Source organism: Flavobacterium sp. (assembly GCF_031363805.1).
Lineage (GTDB): Bacteria > Bacteroidota > Bacteroidia > Flavobacteriales > Flavobacteriaceae > Flavobacterium.
The window spans coordinates 1-5,551 of the sequence record NZ_JANLVD010000098.1 but is presented as its reverse complement, the minus strand read 5'-3'; the positions used below and the strand labels follow the sequence as shown (position 1 = coordinate 5,551).

Below are 5,551 nucleotides of genomic sequence, written 5' to 3'. Positions count from 1 at the left end.
GGTTATGGGCGGCATTCAGGCTTTGGCACGTTCTACTTATTCAAAATTTCTACCCGAAACAGAAGATACAGCCTCCTTTTTTAGTTTTTACGATGTTACAGAAAAAATTGGAATTGTAATAGGAATGTCAATTTATGGAATTATCGATCAACTTACAGGTTCCATGCGAAATGCAATTGTTTTTCTCGGATTATTTTTCTTCGTCGGTTTGTTATTGCTGTTAAGAGTGCCAAAAAAAGACGCTCAAAATTAATTGATCGCCTTTTAAAACATAACTAATCCAATAAATTAACCCTTTTTTATATTTCCAGAACCACTTACTTTGGTGTCTTTGTTTTTTGGATCGCCTGTATAAAAAATATCGCCCGAACCTGAAACTCTCGCTTTTAAATTTTCTGAACAGTTTACCCGAACATCACCAGAACCAGAAATTATAACATCAACATCTTTGGATAATAAATCGTTGGCAGTTACATCGCCCGAACCTGATATTTTTGCATTCAGTGTATTCGATTTCCCTTTCAATCGCACATCGCCCGAGCCAGATAAGTTGGCTTCAAGATCATTGCCATCAATTTCAAGATTTAAATCGCCAGAACCCGATAATGTAGCTACAAATTTGTCTGCTTTAATCAAATTTTTGGTGTTCACATCGCCTGAACCTGATAGTGAAACGGCACTAATTTTGTCGAAAGGAACAGTTATTAAAATTTGATTTCCTTTGCTTGGTTGCAAATTATAACCTTTCTCTTGATAAATTTTTAAAACATTTTCTACAACTTCAACTTTAATATATGGCATTAAATTTTCTTCTGCCTGAACCGTAATTTCGCCTTCATTTCCGGCTACCAAATCAACATCATAATAACCTTGTAACTTGATCTCGTCATAGGTTTTTGTAGTTCTTTTTTCGGTTTTTTTATTTCCGTTTCCTTTAATTTTTTCTCCATTTCCCCAAGATTGGGCATTTACCATCGATGACATAAATACTACTGCGACTGCTAATTTCAAAATTTTCATAATTTCTGTTTTTAATTGTTATTTTTTATTAAAGTAATGTTGCCATATCTTGAACTTATGGTCAGATTATTGATTCCTTTTTTCTTATAAAACCCATTTATTTGTTTGGAATTTTTGGCTTCTTCTCTGTTGTAAATTTCCAAATCACTGCCATGTTTGAAATCTCCATATTTTGTGGAAACATTGAAATCGAAAGCGTAATTTGAGCTGTAGCCAATATTTATGTTGCTGTAACCAGCATCAATACTAACATTATTTGCATTTTCGTTTATACTGTCAATATTAATTTTGCTGTAGTTGGTTTCTAATTTAAGGTTATTAAATATTTCTCCAATTTGAATGGTCAAATAATTTCCCGAAGCATTTAGCGAATTTACTTTACCAAAGTTAAGTTTACCATAGTTGGAATCATAACTAATATTTTGAGCATCGCCAATAAAAACATCGGTATAGTTTGTATCTAAAATAATTTTATTGACTTCAGTAATTTTCAATCCAGAATATCTAGCCTCAATAGTTCCAGTTTTTAAATATTCTATGGTAGAGTTTTTTGAATATCCCAATTCAATAAAATTGTTATTTCCATTGAGTCTGCCCAATGTGATCTTGCCATATTTGCAAACAATTTTTGAATTATTATTTATATTTCCGGAAATAATATCTCCGTATTTATTATTAAGATCAATACTTCCATTTTTAGGAATTTTTATTGTGTAATTAATCTCGAAACTATTGGTATTTCCATTATTATAAAAATCAGATTGTGCAATAATAGTTTTTGCCGATACCATATTTTTCAAGGCTTGAATTTCCACATCAATATCATCTATGCGTTTGTTGACCCAATTTTCAGATTTTCCACTTACCTTTATCAAAACATCAATTTCAATTTTATCTTCTTCCCAAGTGGTCACAAAAATATTTCCGTACGAATTTTCAATATTAATTCCAGCATCCGAATTCACATAATAAGCTTTTTTTATGTTTTTTTGTTTTGTAAATTCAAATTCTTCTCCATTTGCGGATGCTAAAATCGGAATTATAAACAATAGCAAAAGTATTTTAAATTGTTTTTTCATTTTGTAAATTCTTTAAATTTTTATTATTTTCTAATTTTTCTAAAATTTGTTCTAGAAAATTAATTTGTGTTTGCAAATGGCTAATCATGGCAAAAATAATTTGTTTGCTTTCTCCATTTACTTCCAATTCCTTTTTGATATTTTCATAATCAGCATCAAATATTTTCATTTGAAGCATAGCATCATCAATTATCATCTTGTTTTCGGGCGTAGCATTCTCTTTTATTTTTATCAATTGCTGATTGATTATTGCATTAAAAACAGAATCTGTCTCTCGTGTTTCGCTCGATGCAAATTGCAAATTATTAGTTTTTAAATCTTTATTAAACAATAAAAACATACCAAACGAAAGTAATACGATTGCAGCAATTCCTATAAAGAACCAAGGCTTCTGTTTTGGTTTTTTTTGGTTTAGTTTTTCAAGAAACACATCGTCATGGTTTTCATTTAGCTCTTGAATGTCCCATTTATCCATAAATTTATCGAACAATTCGTTTATTTTATCCTCTTCATTTTTCATATTTCTGTCAATTTATTTCTTAAACTTTCTTTGGCTCTACTCAACGTTGTTCTGCAATTGGCATAACTAATATTTAGAATTTCACTTATTTCTTCCTGATCGTAACCTTCAATAAAAAATAAGGTCAAAACCATACTGTAATTGTCTTTTAAAGATTTCATTGTATTTAAAATTTGTGCCACCTTCAAAGCATTGAAATCTAAACTATCAGTTAAATTTTCTGCTGAATCTTCTACTTTATATAGTGTGTTATCAAAATCATCGTAAGCAATTCTATTGTTTTTTTTGTAAAAATCAATACTATAATTTACAATAATCCTTTTCAACCAAGCACCAAAAAGAACTTCCTGTTTGTAATCATTAATTTTTGTAAAAGCTTTCAAAAAGCCTTCCTGCATCACATCTTGCGCAAAATGTTCGTCTTTCACAATTCGGTAAGCCACATTATACATAGCCTTGCAATAGCGATTGTATATTTCAAATTGTGCCAACTGATTTTTTTGTTTGCACAAGGCAATTAAGTTTTCTATATTTTGATTGGCTGAATTCAAATAGTTGGCTTGTTTATATTAAAGACTAATTATTTTTTTGATTGTTACACTTTTTGTAAAAATAATATAAAATTTTATGGCATAGTACTTGACTTATTACATTGGAAAACTGATAAATAATCATTTTATTTATTGATTTTCAAATAGATAATATTTTATATTGTAATAACTTTGCAATATAAAATTGATTTTTTTAATGACAAAATGACTTAAATACTATATGTCTCAGCAAAAAATAATTACCATTGACAATTTGTCACTACAAGAATTTGATTCCGAAGCAGATTTAATTCCATTACTTACTCCAGAAGATGAGGAGGAAATGGCAAACGAAGAATTGCCGTCAGATTTATTAATATTACCACTTAGAAACACAGTGCTTTTTCCTGGAGTAGTCATACCTATTGCGGCTGGACGCGATAAATCTATAAAATTAATAGATGCTGCAAACGCGACTAATAAAATTATTGGAGTGGTTTCGCAAATAAATGAAGAAGACGAAGATCCTACTGAAAACGATATCCATAAAATAGGAACTGTAGCCAGAATTCTACGTGTTTTAAAAATGCCTGATGGTAATGTAACGGTTATTCTTCAAGGTAAAAAGCGTTTTGAGATTGATCAAGTCACTGCAATTGAGCCTTATTTAAAAGCCACTATCAAAGATGTTCAAGAAGAAAGACCGTTAAAAAAAGACAAAGAGTTTTCTGCAATAATCGATTCTGTTCGAGATTTGGCCATTCAAATCATTACTGAAAGTCCAAATATTCCAACGGAGGCTACATTTGCAATCAGAAATATTGAAAGCGATTCGTTTCTAATCAATTTTGTATCATCCAACATGAATCTTTCTGTGGTTGAAAAACAAGATTTATTGGAAATTAACAATCTAAAAGAAAGAGCATTAACTACCTTAAAGTATATGAATATTGAGTTTCAAAAACTGGAACTTAAAAATGATATTCAATCAAAAGTTCGATTTGATTTAGACCAGCAACAACGCGAATATTTCTTGCACCAGCAAATGAAAACCATTCAAGAAGAATTGGGAGGAGTTTCGCAAGAAGAAGAAATTGAAGAAATGCGAACCAAATCAAAAACAAAAGTTTGGGACGAAAAAACGCAAAAACACTTCGACAAGGAATTGTCAAAAATGCAACGATCAAATCCAAATTCGCCCGATTTTGGTATTCAAAGAAATTATTTAGAACTGTTTCTTGATTTGCCTTGGGGTCATTATTCTAAAGATAAATTTGATCTAAAAAAAGCAGAAAAAATATTGGATCGAGATCATTTTGGTCTCGATGATGTCAAGAAAAGAATCATAGAACATTTGGCGGTACTCAAATTGAGAAACGACATGAAATCGCCAATTCTTTGTTTAACAGGACCTCCAGGAGTTGGAAAAACATCTATTGGAAAATCTGTTGCCGAAGCATTGGGTCGTGAATATGTTCGTATTTCACTTGGTGGTTTGCGAGATGAAGCCGAAATACGCGGTCATAGAAAAACCTATATTGGTGCAATGCCGGGACGTATTATTCAGAGTTTGAAAAAAGCAGGAACATCGAATCCAGTTTTTGTTTTGGACGAAATCGATAAACTATCCAGTAGTAATCAAGGAGATCCATCATCGGCATTATTGGAAGTTTTGGATCCAGAACAAAATAAAGAATTTTACGATAACTTCCTAGAAATGGGTTACGATTTATCGAAAGTCATGTTCATAGCTACTTCCAACAATATGGCAACCATTCAACCCGCGTTGAAAGACCGAATGGAAGTTATCAAAATGTCGGGTTATACTATTGAAGAAAAAGTCGAAATTGCCAAGCAACATTTGTTACCAAAACAATTGGCAGAACATGGTTTGACTTCAAAACATGTAATTATTGGTAAAAAGCAATTAGAAAAAATAGTCGAAGGTTACACCAGGGAATCTGGTGTGCGGGGATTGGAAAATAAAATTGCACAAGTTATCCGAAATGCAGCAAAATCTGTTGCCATGGAAGAAGATTACAATATAAAAGTTACTGATGCCGATATTGTAAAAATTCTTGGCGTTCCAAGAATGGAAAGAGACAAATCTGAAAGCAATGATGTTGCTGGAGTGGTTACTGGACTGGCTTGGACTTCTGTTGGTGGCGATATTTTATTCATAGAATCTTTAATTTCTCCAGGCAAAGGAACCATGACCATAACAGGAAATCTGGGTACTGTCATGAAAGAATCTGCTACCATAGCTTTAGAATATATCAAAGCAAACGCATCGCTTTTAGGATTAAATTCTGAAATGTTGGGATGATCGGACCGGCTGTGACGGCGGTCCGGGGGCAGACCCCGGCAGCGCCCACGCTGGTCGACGTGGCGAAGGCTGAGGA

General features: G+C 32.1%; 6 protein-coding genes. 2 read left to right on the top strand and 4 right to left on the bottom strand.

What is annotated here, in order from left to right; all coding sequences use genetic code 11:
* A partial coding sequence (locus tag RMN92_RS06045; RefSeq protein ID WP_309608571.1) for an MFS transporter occupies positions 1 to 253 on the top strand: 253 nt, incomplete at its 5' end.
* 35 nt (positions 254 to 288) lie between these two features.
* Here the strand turns inward: RMN92_RS06045 and RMN92_RS06040 are convergent.
* Genes RMN92_RS06040 through RMN92_RS06025 form a run of 4 tightly spaced genes read right to left on the bottom strand, consistent with a single transcriptional unit; the run spans position 289 to position 3,170 of the window.
* A complete protein-coding gene (locus RMN92_RS06040; RefSeq protein WP_309608570.1) occupies positions 289 to 1,020 on the bottom strand; it encodes a head GIN domain-containing protein in 732 nt (243 codons plus the stop codon).
* Between the two features lie 11 nt (positions 1,021 to 1,031).
* The gene (locus RMN92_RS06035; protein WP_309608569.1) at positions 1,032 to 2,099 is read right to left on the bottom strand and encodes a hypothetical protein; all 1,068 of its coding nucleotides are present in this window, start codon (positions 2,097 to 2,099) and stop codon (positions 1,032 to 1,034) included.
* A complete protein-coding gene (locus RMN92_RS06030) occupies positions 2,083 to 2,619 on the bottom strand; it encodes an anti-sigma factor (protein ID WP_309608568.1) in 537 nt (178 codons plus the stop codon). Before RMN92_RS06030 ends, RMN92_RS06035 begins: the two co-directional genes overlap by 17 nt.
* Positions 2,616 to 3,170: a sigma-70 family RNA polymerase sigma factor gene (locus tag RMN92_RS06025; protein WP_309608567.1), complete on the bottom strand. Its 555-nt coding sequence runs from the start codon at positions 3,168 to 3,170 to the stop codon at positions 2,616 to 2,618. Before RMN92_RS06025 ends, RMN92_RS06030 begins: the two co-directional genes overlap by 4 nt.
* 220 nt (positions 3,171 to 3,390) lie before the next feature.
* Here RMN92_RS06025 and lon point away from each other — a divergent pair, with 220 nt between their 5' ends.
* Complete coding sequence (lon, locus tag RMN92_RS06020; protein ID WP_309608566.1) at positions 3,391 to 5,475, top strand: endopeptidase La; 2,085 nt, start codon at positions 3,391 to 3,393, stop codon at positions 5,473 to 5,475.
* Positions 5,476 to 5,551 lie beyond the last annotated feature (76 nt).

Excerpts from the sequence above, each read along its gene's own strand:
- RMN92_RS06035 (WP_309608569.1), bottom strand. The coding sequence starts at position 2,099 with ATGAAAAAACAATTTAAAATACTTTTGCTATTGTTTATAATTCCGATT.
- lon (WP_309608566.1), top strand. The coding sequence starts at position 3,391 with ATGTCTCAGCAAAAAATAATTACCATTGACAATTTGTCACTACAAGAA.
- RMN92_RS06040 (WP_309608570.1), bottom strand. The coding sequence starts at position 1,020 with ATGAAAATTTTGAAATTAGCAGTCGCAGTAGTATTTATGTCATCGATG.
- RMN92_RS06030 (WP_309608568.1), bottom strand. The coding sequence starts at position 2,619 with ATGAAAAATGAAGAGGATAAAATAAACGAATTGTTCGATAAATTTATG.